Source organism: Bacillus sp. FSL W8-0848 (assembly GCF_038007805.1).
GTDB lineage: Bacteria > Bacillota > Bacilli > Bacillales > Bacillaceae > Bacillus > Bacillus glycinifermentans.
Genome location: NZ_JBBOYB010000001.1, coordinates 1,874,877 through 1,889,334, shown reverse-complemented (window position 1 = coordinate 1,889,334; position 14,458 = coordinate 1,874,877). Strand labels below are relative to the sequence as shown.

At 45.5% G+C, this 14,458-nt stretch carries 19 protein-coding genes and 1 pseudogene; 18 read left to right on the top strand and 2 right to left on the bottom strand.

All coding sequences use genetic code 11. The features are described 5' to 3' along the window. Positions 1–91: 91 nt before the first annotated feature. The 12 genes and pseudogenes from NSQ39_RS09875 to NSQ39_RS09820 all read left to right on the top strand — a co-directional run bounded on the left by NSQ39_RS09875 (position 92) and on the right by NSQ39_RS09820 (position 8,699). The gene (locus NSQ39_RS09875; protein WP_046132799.1) at positions 92–391 is read left to right on the top strand and encodes a hypothetical protein; all 300 of its coding nucleotides are present in this window, start codon (positions 92–94) and stop codon (positions 389–391) included. A 335-nt stretch (positions 392–726) separates the two neighbouring features. Continuing rightward, positions 727–1,332 carry a TetR/AcrR family transcriptional regulator gene (locus tag NSQ39_RS09870; protein WP_175075173.1) on the top strand — a complete coding sequence of 202 codons (606 nt, stop codon included), beginning with the start codon at positions 727–729 and terminating at the stop codon, positions 1,330–1,332. Positions 1,333–1,591: 259 nt separating this feature from the next. Then, positions 1,592–1,873: a hypothetical protein gene (locus NSQ39_RS09865; RefSeq protein ID WP_175075172.1), complete on the top strand. Its 282-nt coding sequence runs from the start codon at positions 1,592–1,594 to the stop codon at positions 1,871–1,873. A gap of 175 nt (positions 1,874–2,048) precedes the next feature. After that, the gene (locus NSQ39_RS09860) at positions 2,049–2,189 is read left to right on the top strand and encodes a hypothetical protein (protein WP_164918159.1); all 141 of its coding nucleotides are present in this window, start codon (positions 2,049–2,051) and stop codon (positions 2,187–2,189) included. Further along, entirely contained in the window at positions 2,182–3,015 is an 834-nt protein-coding gene (locus NSQ39_RS09855; protein WP_175075171.1) for a prohibitin family protein, read from the top strand. Before NSQ39_RS09860 ends, NSQ39_RS09855 begins: the two co-directional genes overlap by 8 nt. An 80-nt stretch (positions 3,016–3,095) precedes the next feature. Continuing rightward, positions 3,096–3,846, top strand: a pseudogene (locus NSQ39_RS09850) (hypothetical protein). Between the two features lie 60 nt (positions 3,847–3,906). Next, a complete protein-coding gene (locus NSQ39_RS09845; protein WP_046132802.1) occupies positions 3,907–4,746 on the top strand; it encodes a thymidylate synthase in 840 nt (279 codons plus the stop codon). Positions 4,747–4,924: 178 nt separating this feature from the next. Next, complete coding sequence (locus NSQ39_RS09840; RefSeq protein WP_046132803.1) at positions 4,925–5,203, top strand: hypothetical protein; 279 nt, start codon at positions 4,925–4,927, stop codon at positions 5,201–5,203. Between the two features lie 55 nt (positions 5,204–5,258). Continuing rightward, positions 5,259–5,450, top strand: a complete 192-nt coding sequence (locus tag NSQ39_RS09835; protein ID WP_046132804.1) for a hypothetical protein — start codon at positions 5,259–5,261, stop codon at positions 5,448–5,450. Positions 5,451–5,553: 103 nt separating this feature from the next. After that, a complete protein-coding gene (locus NSQ39_RS09830; protein WP_175075170.1) occupies positions 5,554–7,989 on the top strand; it encodes a peptidase G2 autoproteolytic cleavage domain-containing protein in 2,436 nt (811 codons plus the stop codon). A gap of 41 nt (positions 7,990–8,030) precedes the next feature. Next, complete coding sequence (locus tag NSQ39_RS09825) at positions 8,031–8,174, top strand: hypothetical protein (protein ID WP_157759336.1); 144 nt, start codon at positions 8,031–8,033, stop codon at positions 8,172–8,174. A gap of 39 nt (positions 8,175–8,213) precedes the next feature. Continuing rightward, positions 8,214–8,699: a penicillin-binding transpeptidase domain-containing protein gene (locus NSQ39_RS09820; RefSeq protein ID WP_330217801.1), complete on the top strand. Its 486-nt coding sequence runs from the start codon at positions 8,214–8,216 to the stop codon at positions 8,697–8,699. Between the two features lie 225 nt (positions 8,700–8,924). On the opposite strand, the gene lexA is transcribed toward NSQ39_RS09820, so the two are convergent. Next, positions 8,925–9,548 carry a transcriptional repressor LexA gene (lexA, locus tag NSQ39_RS09815; RefSeq protein WP_046132806.1) on the bottom strand — a complete coding sequence of 208 codons (624 nt, stop codon included), beginning with the start codon at positions 9,546–9,548 and terminating at the stop codon, positions 8,925–8,927. Positions 9,549–9,701: 153 nt separating this feature from the next. Between lexA and yneA the strand changes: the two genes are divergently transcribed. The 6 genes from yneA to NSQ39_RS09785 all read left to right on the top strand — a co-directional run bounded on the left by yneA (position 9,702) and on the right by NSQ39_RS09785 (position 14,048). Beyond that, complete coding sequence (gene yneA, locus NSQ39_RS09810; protein ID WP_046132807.1) at positions 9,702–10,013, top strand: cell division suppressor protein YneA; 312 nt, start codon at positions 9,702–9,704, stop codon at positions 10,011–10,013. A gap of 19 nt (positions 10,014–10,032) precedes the next feature. Continuing rightward, complete coding sequence (locus NSQ39_RS09805) at positions 10,033–10,701, top strand: YneB family resolvase-like protein (RefSeq protein WP_175075169.1); 669 nt, start codon at positions 10,033–10,035, stop codon at positions 10,699–10,701. A gap of 41 nt (positions 10,702–10,742) precedes the next feature. Next, positions 10,743–10,976: a DUF896 domain-containing protein gene (locus tag NSQ39_RS09800; RefSeq protein WP_046132809.1), complete on the top strand. Its 234-nt coding sequence runs from the start codon at positions 10,743–10,745 to the stop codon at positions 10,974–10,976. A gap of 157 nt (positions 10,977–11,133) precedes the next feature. Beyond that, positions 11,134–13,137 (top strand): transketolase, encoded by a 2,004-nt coding sequence (gene tkt, locus NSQ39_RS09795; RefSeq protein ID WP_046132810.1) that lies wholly within the window; start codon positions 11,134–11,136, stop codon positions 13,135–13,137. A 167-nt stretch (positions 13,138–13,304) separates the two neighbouring features. Then, positions 13,305–13,745, top strand: a complete 441-nt coding sequence (sirA, locus tag NSQ39_RS09790) for a sporulation inhibitor of replication protein SirA (protein WP_046132811.1) — start codon at positions 13,305–13,307, stop codon at positions 13,743–13,745. A gap of 84 nt (positions 13,746–13,829) precedes the next feature. After that, positions 13,830–14,048 carry a YneF family protein gene (locus tag NSQ39_RS09785; protein WP_003182236.1) on the top strand — a complete coding sequence of 73 codons (219 nt, stop codon included), beginning with the start codon at positions 13,830–13,832 and terminating at the stop codon, positions 14,046–14,048. Positions 14,049–14,131: 83 nt separating this feature from the next. Here the strand turns inward: NSQ39_RS09785 and NSQ39_RS09780 are convergent, their stop codons facing one another. Then, positions 14,132–14,296, bottom strand: a complete 165-nt coding sequence (locus tag NSQ39_RS09780) for an aspartyl-phosphate phosphatase Spo0E family protein (protein WP_046132812.1) — start codon at positions 14,294–14,296, stop codon at positions 14,132–14,134. Positions 14,297–14,458: the final 162 nt, after the last annotated feature.

The window sequence follows — 14,458 nt, the reverse complement described above, 5'->3', positions numbered from 1 at the left end:
GCTGCTTTACCTTTGCGTATGAAAAAAGATAACATGTAGACAAAGTCCGGGATATCGATTTCGTCTGTCCTAAAATACGGAGGTAATAAACGTGAGGGAAGAGCAGCATGTCATTTCCGCGATTTCTTATCATAAAACAGAAAAGATCATCGAATTCAATCAGCAAAAATATTTGAAAATAAAGCACCGTCTGAATTTATACAAAGATAAAATCCAAAGCGCAAACCGTCAATTTCGTTTGGAACATATCCATGACATATCATACAGGCCCTTCACTGACGCAGGTCTGCTTTATCTCCATACAAATCAGGGGGTCTTCGCATTTGAAATAAACGGAGATCCCGGGCATTTTATTCATTCCTATAAAAAACTGAAAAGTTCGATTAAATAAATTAGAATATATGTGATGTTTTTAGCAGTAAATGTTAGAATGAATGCTGGGAATTTTACAAAGTAATGGGCAAATTTGTATCCGGAAAGCGCCTCTGGGACGAATTTACATACCGTTTGACCTTAGTCGATTCATTGGAGATTACGGCCTTATGTCACTTGGCGGTCCCCGCCTGACACTGCTATGCTTGATATCAGAGCGTCCGTCTCAGGTTGTTGACTCCATTTTGAGCGAAAGAATGGAGCGCTTTTTACAAATATCATCCGGTGCTTAACGCTTCTAAATATTCTGCATACATACCCATTCACTTTCAATCAAAGAAGAGAGGACAGCTAATGAAAAAAAACACAATGAATACGGTTCAAAAAATCATAGATGCCGGCTGCCGGCTGTTTGCCCAAAAGGGCTATTCGGCAACCTCGGTAGATGAAATCATGAAGGAAGCAGGTTATTCAAAAGCTACGTTTTATCTATACTTTAAATCCAAAGAGTCATTATTTCTTCACATTATGAATGAACAGATGGAAGAGCGTTTTCTGATCAGCATGAAATGTTTTCAGAAAAAGACTTTGAGGGGTCTGTTGACAGGAATCGAATACCTGATTCAAAAAACAAATAAAGAGCACACGACAGCTTTATTTTTGGAATTTATGGCCAACAGCCACAGATATCCGGAAATCGAAAAGAAAATCGCATTATTGTATGAACGGTGGAGACAATTTTTCGTTTTGCTGATCGAGCAGCTGCAGGAGGAAGGAATTGTTCAGACCCAAATTCCCCCGAGGGTTTTGGCTTCGACGATGATCGCGATTTTTAGCGGCTATAATCATCAGCATCACGCAGATCCCTCAATCAACAAAAAGGAACAGCTTCAATCGATCATTTTTTTGCTCAATCCCAATATCCATTCTCAAATACGGGATAAAATATTCAATACATAACAAATGCCTTTACTACATCCGGCGAAAGAGACTGCAGGCGTTGTCTGCAGTCTTCTTTGATACAAGACGCGCTTCGGGTTCCGCCCGCTTTATAATTTCATTCAGCGCCTCTCTTCCGGCGTCAACTCAGATGAATCAATCCAAAGCCCTGTTTTCGGATTTGCTTTTTCCGATATGTGGTAAAGGCTTCAACCTCCCAGATGCGGCAGCCTGATTTATTGCGGTTTTTTCTCTGTCGATGATGGCTGGTAAACGGGGGATGCTTCAAATTTTTGAAGAAAAGCCTTTACTTCTTTTCCTAAATAAATATCCTGCTAAACAATCCCGCTTGATAGTACATTTCCGCAACCTTTGCCGCCATCCTGTAGCGAAGCCTCAACCGTTCTTCCGCGCCTTCCCTGCCGTCAGGACATATCGATGCGACCATGGACAATCATCTTCCGGAATATTCGCCCCGAACGTGAACACCCTGATCGAATTGCCCTGCAACATCTGGGAAATCGTTGCTTTTCCTGAAGCCATGATTCCGGCAATGATATAAATGCTTTTTTTAGGGTCAACTTCAATTCTCCAAATATATGCATATTCATGTTCTATCTTTTTTATTTTAAATCAAAAGGAGGTTTTCTTATTAAAAAATGAAACTTTAAGTTCATATGAACGTAAATATAGGCGAGAGGAAAAGTCATACTGTACGCCGACGAGGAGGGGAAAAAATGAAAGTCATGATCGGTTCTGTCATTTTGCTCATGATCATAGGGTTTGGAGTATGGCTGATGCTTAGCCCGCTTTTTAAAAAAATCGGGAGCGGAGCGGGCAAGATCAAGAAAACGCTGGAGGATGACGGGGATGAATGACATTCAAACGAAAAAGAATAAAGGCAAAGCATGGTTTGGCGGAATCATCGTAGCGGTCGCCTTAATCGCAGGGGGGTTTTTGGCATCGCTGTTTATCGAAAAGATTCCGAATGGCTACGTCGGAGTCGTGTACTCTCCAAACGGGGGCGTAAAATCGGAAACGCTTGATCAAGGCTGGCATTTCGTCGGACTGTTTGACAAGGTGACGGAGTATCCGGTCCGGATGCAGACCGTAAACAACCAGGACATTCAGGTGGCAACCTCGGACGGAAAAAACATATCAATGGATATCGCCTATAACTATGTCGTCCAGCCTGATAAAGTCGTAGAGCTGTTCAACAAATTCGGTGCCGTAGATATATCATCGATTGAAGACAGCTATCTGAAAACAAGGCTGTGGGACGCTGCAAGAAAGTCAATATCGAAATATTCAGTCATCGATACGTACGGCCAAAAGTCTTCTGAAGCTGCAGCGGAAATTCAAAAAACGTTTGCAGATGATATGAAAAGGCTCGGTTTTGTCATCGACGATTTAACCCTCGGGGTTCCCAAGCCTGATAAAGCGACGCAAGAAGCGATCGATGCGCGCGTCAAATCATCGCAGGAACTGGAAAGAACGCAGACTGAGCTCAAAATTGCCGAAGCTGAAGCGAAGAAGAAAAAGATCGAAGCCGAAGGGATCGCAGAGTATAATGAAATTATCAAAAAATCAATGTCAGACGAAATGATTCAATACCAATGGATACAAAAGTGGGATGGAAAAATGCCGAAGGCTACGGGTTCGAATGCTTTCATCCAGCTCCCGCAAGATGAAAACGATAAATAGGTGAACACATCTGTGAAAAATCCCTTACTTGTCTAAGGGTTTTTTCGCGTATTTGATCGAATAAGGAAGGAGGGCGGAAAATGCTTGCATCGAACGACATCCTTTTGACATGGAGAAAATTTGACCATTTTCCGATGGAAACGCTGACGAAAGCGTGGTATGATCAGCGGGCCGGCGAAAAGAAGCAGCGAGATGTGTCTTTAATGAAAGAGCATTACCGCCAATACGGGATTTCAGGCAATTGCTTTGACCTGGCGATTTGGCTGCTTGACGAATTTCAAAAAGACGGGATAGAAGCTTATACATCATTTCAAAACAGACGGCGTGCATGCCGCGGTGATCGCCCTTGATGAAAAAGGTAGGCGTTTTCTATGCGATTTGGGTGACCAATGGCTGCAGCCGATTTTAGTGGACGTTGACTCCGAAGACTTTACCGTTGAAAAATTGAGCGGCTTTTTTCCGGCTGCCCAGGTTCAAGTGAGGCCCGTCCCAGAGCGAATAGAAGTCGTTTATCACAGGCCTAACGGAAAAACGTCAACCCAAATCTATCATCCGGAGCCTGTCGACAAGAAGATGTTTTTAGAAGCCGCCGAATACTCTCAAAACGTACTAAAGAATGAGCCGTTATTGGAATGCAGAGTGCCGTATCAAGGTGAAACGGCGCATTGGGAGTTTTCCGGCTGGAACAGCTGGTTGAGCACAAGCAGGGGGATGGTCACAGAGCCCGCTTACGGCGATGTTAAGGGATGGGCCGAAAAAATTCATCACATGACCGGATATAACAAACATGTCCTGCGCGAAGCCTTGGAGATTTACAGCTTACGAACGTAAGATTTTGCTATTGAAAAAAACGGATTTTATTCATATCATTTTTGGTGAGGAGAGGATAACATGAGCCACTATGATCAACAATACAACGCAATCATCCAAAAAATCATTGAAACCGGCATTTCTGATGAAGAATATGACGTGCGGACAAGGTGGGATTCAGACGGCACTCCGGCCCATACATTGAGCATCGTCAGTCAGAAGATGCGTTTTGACAATTCAGAAGTTCCGATTTTGACGACAAAAAAAGTGGCTTGGAAGACGGCGATTAAAGAATTGCTGTGGATCTGGCAGCTTAAATCAAACGATGTCCGGACGCTTCAAGATATGGGCGTGCACATATGGGATCAGTGGAGGCTTGAAGACGGCACGATCGGTGCGGCTTACGGGCATCAATTAGGCAAGAAAAACAGAACGATAAACGGCGAAAAAGTAGATCAGGTCGATTATTTGCTTCATCAATTAAAGCATAACCCGTCATCGAGAAGGCACATCACGATGCTGTGGAACCCGGACGATTTGGATGATATGGCGCTGACGCCGTGCGTATACGAAACGCAATGGTATGTAAAGGAAGGAAAACTATCCTTGGAAGTAAGGGCGAGAAGCAATGATATGGCATTGGGAAATCCGTTTAATGTGTTCCAGTATAATGTATTGCAGCGGATGATAGCTCAAGTGCTGGGATATGAACTCGGCGAATATATTTTCAATATCGGGGACTGCCACATCTACACCCGTCATATCGACAATTTACATATTCAGCTCAAACGCGAGCAGTACGAGGCTCCAAAGCTGTGGATCAATCCGGACGTCCAAAATTTTTACGACTTTACGATTGATGATTTTAAATTGATCGATTATAGGCACGGCGACAAGCTGACGTTTGAAGTTGCAGTATAAAAACAGGCGGGAAACCGCCTCTTTTTTTTGCTTTCGGGAGGAATCAACGTGAAGAAAAAACTCGCCTGACTTTATGCACATCATTCAAACATTGTATTCTCAGCATACGATATCGAGATCGTTCATTTTCCAGATCCGATGTTTAAACCTGAACAAAAAGCAAGGGGCAAATGAATGGATGGCTGCGGGTAAGTCTGATGCGATTCTTTTGACTTGCACCTATTATATTGCCGTTTTGGAGGGGGCTTCGCTGCCTGTTTCAACGCCGGTTATAAACATTTTGATGAAATCTGCCGAACGAACGCATCCGGATACTGTGAAAGGAACGATGGATCGTCTGAACCGCCATGCAACTCACCGCCAGGCATCTGTGGATGTAGAGATTGCCGTAATTGATGATGCGTTTGACCTGATCATGAAAGGAAGAGCACGAACATATGGTGGCAAGTTTTTTTGAGTACGTTTGAAAGACGGCTGCAAGGCGGTGGCTGCCGCTCAGCTGGCGATGACAGATGCCGCAAAAACAGCAAGTCAGACAGGGGGAGGGTACGATCAGGACGCCGCTTGATGTACTCGAGGCTGATATCGTCAATCAACTTAAGCTAAAATGGCAAGGGTGGAAACCGGCAGCAGTTTTTCCATCTTTTTTTATAAATCAGTTTCAATTGGCAGAGGAGATTTCATCATCGACAGCCAATTTATAACATTGAAGCAAAGAGGGCGGTCATACCGGCTCTTTAGCGAAGATACAGCCAAGCTTTCCCGCCCATTTCAGCGCTTACATGATAAGAAAGAGGTGTCTTTAGAATGGTGCAATTCAGGAAACCTTTTGATGTGTCTCTACATGCAGGATGGCGGTCTCATTTTCGTGAGGATTCCATTACGCTACCAGAAATGGAGCAGCTCAAAGCAAGGATGCAAAATCTGATACAGCATGCAGGGGCTTCTCAAAGCGTTGAAGTGACAGATGCCAGGGTGACGGCCGAAGGAGAGATCACCTCACTGTTAAAGGAGCGGCTGGACAAGGAATATCATAAACTTCTCAGCAAAATCACCAGGGAAGTAAACGTCGAAGATTTTGGGGCTGTACCCGACGGCAGGGACAATACCGAAGCTTTTCAGAAAGCGATCGGCACAGGATGCGTTAAGGTAAACGTTCCGGCAGGCGTTTATCTTGTTCAGGGAATTAAGCTGCCGTCCTGGACGTATTTCGTCGGACAGGGAAAAGGCGTAACGGTCATTAAGCTTCACGAAAACGCCCCCGCCTATGAGTGGGTGATCACAAATGATGACTATGAAAATGGAAACCGCAATATTTTTGTCCAGGGCATGACATTAGACTGGAATCCGGACAGACAGGGCGGCGTGAGAAATCCGGGCGGGCAGTATTCAAGCTGTTTAACGTTTGCCAAAGTCGAATTCGGCTGGATCAAAGATATTGAAGCCGTCAATGCGGGGCTTCACGGCATTGATATTACATCGCCGACATATGACCACCTGCCTGATACCGACTGGACAAAAGACGGTTCCAAATATATTTGGGTCGATAATTGTGTGGCGTATGGCGCAGGGGATGACGGCATTACCACGCATTACAGCGAATACGTTTTTATTTCTAACTGCCATTCGGCAAATCCGCGCGGAACAGAGCATGCTGAAGGGATGTCCAACTCCAACGGGATAGAGATTGACGACGGATCCAAACACGTTTGGCTGTTAAACAACATAACAAGCGGGAATATCCGCGGGGTGGAAGTGAAGGCGCACGAGATGTGGCCGGCTTCGCAAAACGTTCATATCATCGGGCATATCTCCTACCGTGATGTCCGCGCGTTCGACCTTCGGCATATCGGCCATCACCAGGCTTCAGATCCGGAAAGCACCACAGCGTACGATGTCACGCTCACCGACTGTACGGCCGTCGAGCCTGTCTTCAACCCGCTTTACGACGGTGTGACGCCGAGGGCGCTCGTTGTTTCTGCATATAAGAATGTATATGTCAACGGATTTACGGCGATCGGCGATCCCGAGTATGACTATGGAGGCAATCCTGTGGTTGCTTTACAGTACCGCAGCCAAAACATCACGATCAACGGGATTAAAATCCGCGGGTTTAAAAAGGCCGGTGTTGATATTAATTTATCCGGCGGGGCCAATAAAACCGATTATGTCAAAATATCAAACTTCGATATTTATCATTCCGCTCCAAAAGGAATCTCGATCGGCGGCGGGCTTTATAACGTCAATATGATGAACGGAACGATGATAACAGACAGCGGAACGGTTGGAATCCAATCGCCAAACAGCCAAGCCGTGATCATCGGCGTGCAGGCGGCCGGATATGATGCGGCAGCTTCCATTAAAGGCCAAACGTATGAGCAGGTGCCTGTCAGCTTAAAGGGTGGGGCGCAAATTGCCACCACCTCAGGCTTTGCGTTTGGGGAATCGAGCGCCGTCATTGCCGGCACCGGCGATATTACGGCAAAAGGCGAAAGAAATGCTGTCATCGGTTCTTCAGGCGGTTCGATTACAGAGGGCTCCCGCGCTTTCGTCGCTGCTTCAAACAACTCCCATATTAAAGGAAACAGCGTATCGAGATCGATTTTGTCTTCAGAAAGCATTACGCTAGAAGAGCCGTACACCGTGGCAGGCGGATACCAGACCATCAACTGGCTTTTGGACTCTCTGCACGGGAACGGCACATTTGCCGGCTCTGTAAGATCATCATTGCCCTGCGGATACGGAGAGTATTTTGAAAGTGAAAACGGGCAGCTGATCGATACGGGGACCATCGTAGCATTAAGAGGGGAAAAAATCGCGCCAGCTCAAGAAAGGGATGATATGCTGGGTGTTGTGTCGGAAACGGCTGCATTTATATCGGGAGAATCGAGCTTCACCTGGCAGAACCGCTATTTGACAAACGAATTCGGCGGATTGATATATGAGGAAAAAATGGATGAAGAAACAGGGGAGCTGATTCGCGTACCGAAACAGAATCCACATTTTCAAGAGGTTTTGGAAGAAAGTTATCTTTCACGGGCTGCAAGGAATGAATGGCATGTTGTCGGACTGTTGGGCCGGCATTACGTCCGGATAGACAGTACGGTTCGCCAAGGAGATTACGTCAAGGCGCTTAACGGGATCGGGACGAGAGCATCTGAAGGCTCCTGGAAGGTGATGAAAATAACTGCCCCATACAATCCTCAAAATGGATACGGCATCGCGCTTGCTATGATCAAATAGTAAATTGAGACAGGTTTCTAACTTTCACCAAGGAAGTGATAGTGATTGAACAGGAAAAAGCCGATGCCAAGCTGCCAAACATTTTTCGTGTGAATGAGCTTTTTGACAAGCGCGACAGAACGTTTATTTTAAGAAACGTAAAGAACGGACAAACCTTTGTCTACATCAAGAAAAGAGCCCAATGAAAGGCTGACGTCCGATCCGCTTTTTAAGCGGAAAATGCGCTGTTCGGATTTCAGACCGGGACCGTCAGAGATGAATACGATGTCAAGCGCCTGGACGGCGTGAAAAGGGAGTTTGATTCCTGGAATCGCGGTCATTTGCCCGGGGCGGGTATGCATGATTCGGTTTTACCAGGCGATGGCCGGGGTATCGGTGAGCAGCGCATGGAAGAATGGATCCGGAAATTGTCATACGGAAATAAGCGGCTGAATCGGTCAGTTTTGGCGTGCAGCACACTGAAGATTTCCGCGATCGTACAAGCGGATTTCACGGAAAAGCTGTACAAAGAATCGCTGCCGTTTGATAAGCCCGTTATGAAAACAGTAAAACGGATGATGATTCAGGAAGAAACGGACAGCTGTACCCTTTATGGAAAATCCGGCGCGAGATTGTCCCGCTCCGGATTAAGATGGTTTGCAGGCTTTATCACATCAGGTGACAGCACTTATGTATTCACTCTAAACATGAACGGCTCAGTAAGGGAATAAACAAGAATCCCCCTGGTCTATCGGCAAAGAGATTTGAATACCTTTAAAGAGTTTCCTTTGTGCAACTTTTTTGTTGACAGCAAATATAGTTTTCGAGATAATGAATTTGTAAGCATATTATGAATTCCTCTTTTTCAGGTTCGTATCCCGCGGGACATGAACCTGATTTTTTTGTGAAGAAAAAGGCTGCCGGAAAACCGGCAGCCGAAACGAGATGCTTGCAGATTAATGAACGGTCCGAAACACGCCGATGACCTTTCCGAGAATGGTCACATTTTGGAGAATGATAGGCTCCATCGTCGGGTTTTCCGGCTGAAGGCGAATGTGGGTCGCTTCTTTAAAGAAACGCTTAACGGTCGCTTCATCGTCTTCGGTCATGGCAACGACGATATCCCCGTTGTTTGCCGTGTTTTGCTGCTTTACGATCACATAGTCTTTGTCCAATATTCCCGCGTCTATCATGCTTTCCCCCATAATCTCCAGCATGAAGACATGCTCGTCCGGCGGAGCCAGTCGATCCGGCAGCGGAAAGTACTCCTCGATGTTTTCGACGGCGGTAATCGGCGTTCCGGCCGTTACCTTTCCGATGACGGGAACGTTCACAACCTGGCTTTGCGGAATGTGTACCCCTTCTTCAGTGTCCAATATTTCGATGGCTCGCGGCTTTGTCGGGTCCCTTCTGATCAGCCCTTTTGACTCGAGCCGCGCCAAGTGGCCGTGTACGGTTGAACTTGATGCCAGGCCGACCGCTTCGCCGATTTCCCTGACGGAAGGCGGATAACCTTTGCGTTTCACTTCTTCTTTGATGAAACGCAAAATATCAAGTTGTCTTTTTGATAGCTTCGTCATGATTTGCACCTCAAAACGTCGATTTTAGCTAGATTATAGCATGTTTTTCCTTTGAGTACAAACATAGGTTCGAAAAAAGCGATTGACAGAAACATTTGTTCGTATGTATACTGAACAAAAAGCGAACAAACATTCTATCTTGAGGTGATCGTATTGAAAAGAGAATCATTGATTTTCGTCAGTCTATTTACCGCTGCGATTAGCACCTGTGTTCTGTTTTTGTCTTTTGCCGCTAAGCTCGAAGAAAGCAAGCAATATGTTAAAATAGAAGTTCAGCAAGGAGATTCGCTATGGAAGCTGGCCGACCGCATTGAAGGCGGAACAGCTGCTGACAAGCAGAAATTCGTCGAGTGGGTTGCGGATCGAAACGGTCTGCCGACGTCTGTCATCAAACCCGGCGATGTTTTAGTCGTGCCGGTAACGAAGCAGCATTCTGATCAGTATCAGCTGGCGGTTGTAGAATAGAAGGAACGGGGGGATTTCTGTGAATGCGATTATATACACCAGGGTGAGCACGGCGAAAGAAGAGCAGGAGACCTCCTTAAAGCGGCAGGAAGAAGAGCTTGCAAGGCTCGCCGCCGAACACGGCATGACCGTCGTAAAAGTCATTTCCGAACAAGCGAGCGGATACGAGCTGGATCGGGACGGCGTTTTTGAATTGCTCGAGGAGATTAAAACATCCGATGTCGACGCCGTTTTAATCCAGGACGACACGCGGCTGGGCAGAGGGCATGCAAAGATTGCGCTCCTTCACTTTTTGTATAAAGAAGGCGTTCAAGTATATACGCTTGCCCATAGAGGACAGCTTGAGCTTTCTGAAGCCGACTCAATGGTTTTGGAAATCGTCGGGATTGTGGAGGAATACCAGCGGAAAATACATAACCTGAAAATTAAAAGGGGCATGAAAAAAGCGGTCGAAAACGGCTACCGCCCGGAAAAGAACTTAAAAAACCGCGGCGGAGGAACCGGGAGGGAGCGGATTGAAGCGCCGCTTTCGGAAATCATCAGGCTGAGGGAAAACAAGCTGACATTTGCCGAAATAGCAGCCGTCCTGAGAGGTTTTGGATACAGCATTTCCAAAGCTACCGTCCACCGCCGCTATCAGGAATATATGGAGGACGGAGCAGCCGAATCTGTTGTCAAACGAGACTGAATTTAGTAGTATGAAGGTGAAACAAAACAAAGGAGTATATCATGATTTCTAAAGAGAAAATAGCCAGAATCAACGAGCTTGCCAAAAAATCAAAAACTGGCTCTTTAACAGACGAAGAAAAAGCCGAACAGCAAAAGCTGCGGCAAGAATATTTGAAGGGCGTCCGCGCATCTATGAAAAATACGTTGAAAAACGTGACGATTGTAGATCCTGAAGGCAACGATGTGACTCCCGAAAAGCTGAAAAAAGAAAAAGGGAACCGCAGGCTGCATTAATTTATGGGAATACGTCAATATCGTATTCCTTTTTTGTATATACTACAAATGACATTTGTTCACGATTTTTCATTCAGCTTTTGAGCTGAAATGGTTGTGAAAACCGATGTGTCGATTTATGATAAGAAAGTAGAGTACATACAGGAAGGGGATTAAAATGAAAACGATTGAATTAAAATCTGTGGCAACGATACGAACATTATCTATAGATGCCATTGAAAAAGCAAAATCCGGCCATCCGGGTATGCCGATGGGAGCTGCTCCGATGGCTTACACGCTTTGGACGAAAATGATGAATGTGAACCCTGAAAATCCAAACTGGTTCAACAGAGACCGCTTTGTGCTGTCTGCGGGACACGGTTCGATGCTTTTGTACAGCATGCTTCATTTAAGCGGCTATGACGTTTCAATGGAAGACTTGAAGAATTTCCGCCAATGGGACAGCAAAACGCCGGGGCATCCTGAATACGGACATACTCCCGGGGTTGATGCGACGACCGGTCCGCTCGGCCAAGGAATCGCAATGGCAGTCGGCATGGCGCTTGCAGAACGCCATCTTGCGGAAACTTACAATCGTGACAAATATCGTGTCGTTGACCATTATACATACAGTATTTGCGGTGACGGAGACTTAATGGAAGGAATCTCTTCAGAAGCAGCTTCCCTTGCAGGCCATCTGAACCTCGGCCGTTTAATCGTGCTGTACGATTCCAACGATATTTCCCTTGACGGAGATCTTGACCGCTCATTCTCCGAAAATGTGAAGCAGCGCTTTGAAGCGATGAACTGGGAAGTCCTTTATGTTGAGGATGGAAACAATATTGCCGAAATCACTGCAGCGGTTGAGAAAGCAAAGCAAAATGACAAACAGCCGACATTGATCGAAGTAAAAACGACGATCGGCTTCGGTTCTCCAAATCGGGCTGGAACGTCAGGCGTTCACGGTGCTCCGCTCGGCGCAGAAGAGGCTAAACTGACGAAAGAAGCATATGAGTGGACATATGAAGAAGATTTCCATGTTCCTTCCGAAGTGTACGAACACTTTAATGAAACGGTGAAAGAACCGGGCAAACGCAAAGAACAGGAATGGAACGAGCTGTTCGCCGAATATAAGAAAGCTTATCCTGAGCTTGCCGGGCAGCTTGAATTAGGTATTAACGGAGAACTTCCGGCAGATTGGGATCAAGATATTCCTGTCTATGAAAAAGGAAGCAGCCTTGCTTCCCGAGCTTCTTCAGGAGAAGTATTGAACGGAATCGCAAAAAGAGTGCCGTTTTTCTTCGGAGGATCTGCCGATTTGGCCGGTTCTAATAAAACAACGATCAAAAACGGCGGAGATTTTTCAGCGAAGGACTATGCCGGCAGAAACATTTGGTTCGGTGTCCGCGAATTTGCCATGGGCGCTGCTTTAAACGGAATGGCTCTCCATGGCGGTCTGCGGGTGTTTGCGGGTACATTCTTCGTCTTCTCAGACTACTTGAGACCGGCGATCCGTCTTGCCGCATTAATGGGGCTTCCGGTCACATACGTATTTACCCATGACAGCATCGCTGTGGGTGAAGACGGACCGACGCACGAACCGATTGAACAGCTTGCATCGCTTCGCGCCCTTCCTAACTTGTCTGTCATGAGACCTGCGGACGGTAACGAAACGGCCGCTGCATGGAAGCTTGCGCTGCAATCGAAAAGCCAGCCGACTGCGCTTGTCTTGACGCGTCAAAACCTGCCGACGATCGATCAGTCTGCTGAGGCGGCATATGAAGGCGTGGAAAAAGGAGCCTATGTCGTATCAAAATCTCAAAATGAAAAACCTGCGGCTATCCTGCTTGCGAGCGGATCAGAGGTCGGACTTGCGATCGACGCCCAAAGCGAACTTCGGAAAGAAGGCATTGATGTATCTGTCGTCAGCGTTCCGTCTTGGGACCGCTTTGACAAACAGTCAGACGAGTACAAAAACGCCGTTCTTCCTTCTGACGTGACGAAGCGCCTTGCCATTGAAATGGGCTCTCCGCTTGGATGGGAAAGATACACAGGCACTGAAGGGGACATTCTCGGAATCGACCGATTCGGCGCATCTGCCCCTGGCGAAACGATTATGAAGGAATACGGTTTTACGGCTGAAAACGTAGCAGACCGCGTGAAAAAACTGTTGCAGAAATAATGTAAGGTGATATAGAAAAGAGAATGATCAGTCCAATCATTCTCTTTTCTTTGTTTTCGACAAAATTAGTCCCTTCTCTTATCATCATCAGACAATTATTTCTCTCCCCCTTTTGTATAATAGAAGGCATATCATCAGAATCGTGATACAAGGGGGATGGGACAGGGATGGAACGCCATTATTACACGTATTTGATTGAAGAGGAGTTTGCGAGCCACTATTTCGGAAAGGAATCTGTCATGTTCAAACTTTTCTATGATTATCATTGGACAAGCCCTGAGGAAAAAAAGTCACAGCTTGCGGCTAAGCAAATCGAGTATATTACAAAGCCGATTCCGGTTTCCCATATTCACAAAAGGCTTAAAATGAACCTCAGCAGGGAGGACTATACACAGGTCGACTGCATATATCGGCTGCTCGTCCCTGAGGGAAGCGCTTCCTTTATCATGAAAGACCAATATATCGAAATTCTGGCAAACGGCAAATTCGATGCCGAAACCGTCTTTTTTGAAATATTGAGGAAAGTGAGCCCTTGCTTTCTCGCGATGGATTTTGGTATGGAACGATACGGGTGGCTCAACCCTGTAAAAGAAAGAAATTTTATTTAAAAGAAAGAATTTGGACTGTAAATGTTGTATAATAGCCTTTGGTTTAGTACACTTTATACGAGACAACATGAAGGAGGAAATTAAATGGATTTATGGGTTGTCATCCTGGTGGGCGTTTTGGCTTTGCTCGCAGGTGTTGCACTAGGATTTTTTATCGCTCGTAAATATATGATGAACTATTTGAAAAAAAATCCGCCAATTAATGAACAAATGTTACGCATGATGATGATGCAGATGGGCATGAAGCCGTCCCAAAAGAAAATTAATCAAATGATGAAAGCCATGGAAAATCAAACGAAATAATGCGAATGCGATTATGACATAGAAGAAACATGGTTATAAAATAAAAAACCCGCTTTTTTTGGGTTTTTTATTTTGATCTATAATTATTGTGTGCTGCCGCTCAGCGATAGTTTTTGGTATTCTAAAAGAAGGATATCAAGCTGCTGGCTGTGCTGAATGGTAATATTTGATGTCATGCCATTTGTCATGACAATTTGCAGCAACTCTTTTCTTTTTTCCTCAATTTCATAAAGCAGGTTTTCTTTCATCACAGGAATTTATCCTTTCTTCTGTATATCATCTTTTCTGATGCCTACTAAATGCTATTATATCCATATATAGGTTTCTTTTCAATTCAAAAGGCAGGAAGGGTAAATAGCCGAAAATCGATTATATAAAGAAATTCGGAAAGACTATATCTTTTTTGGTGA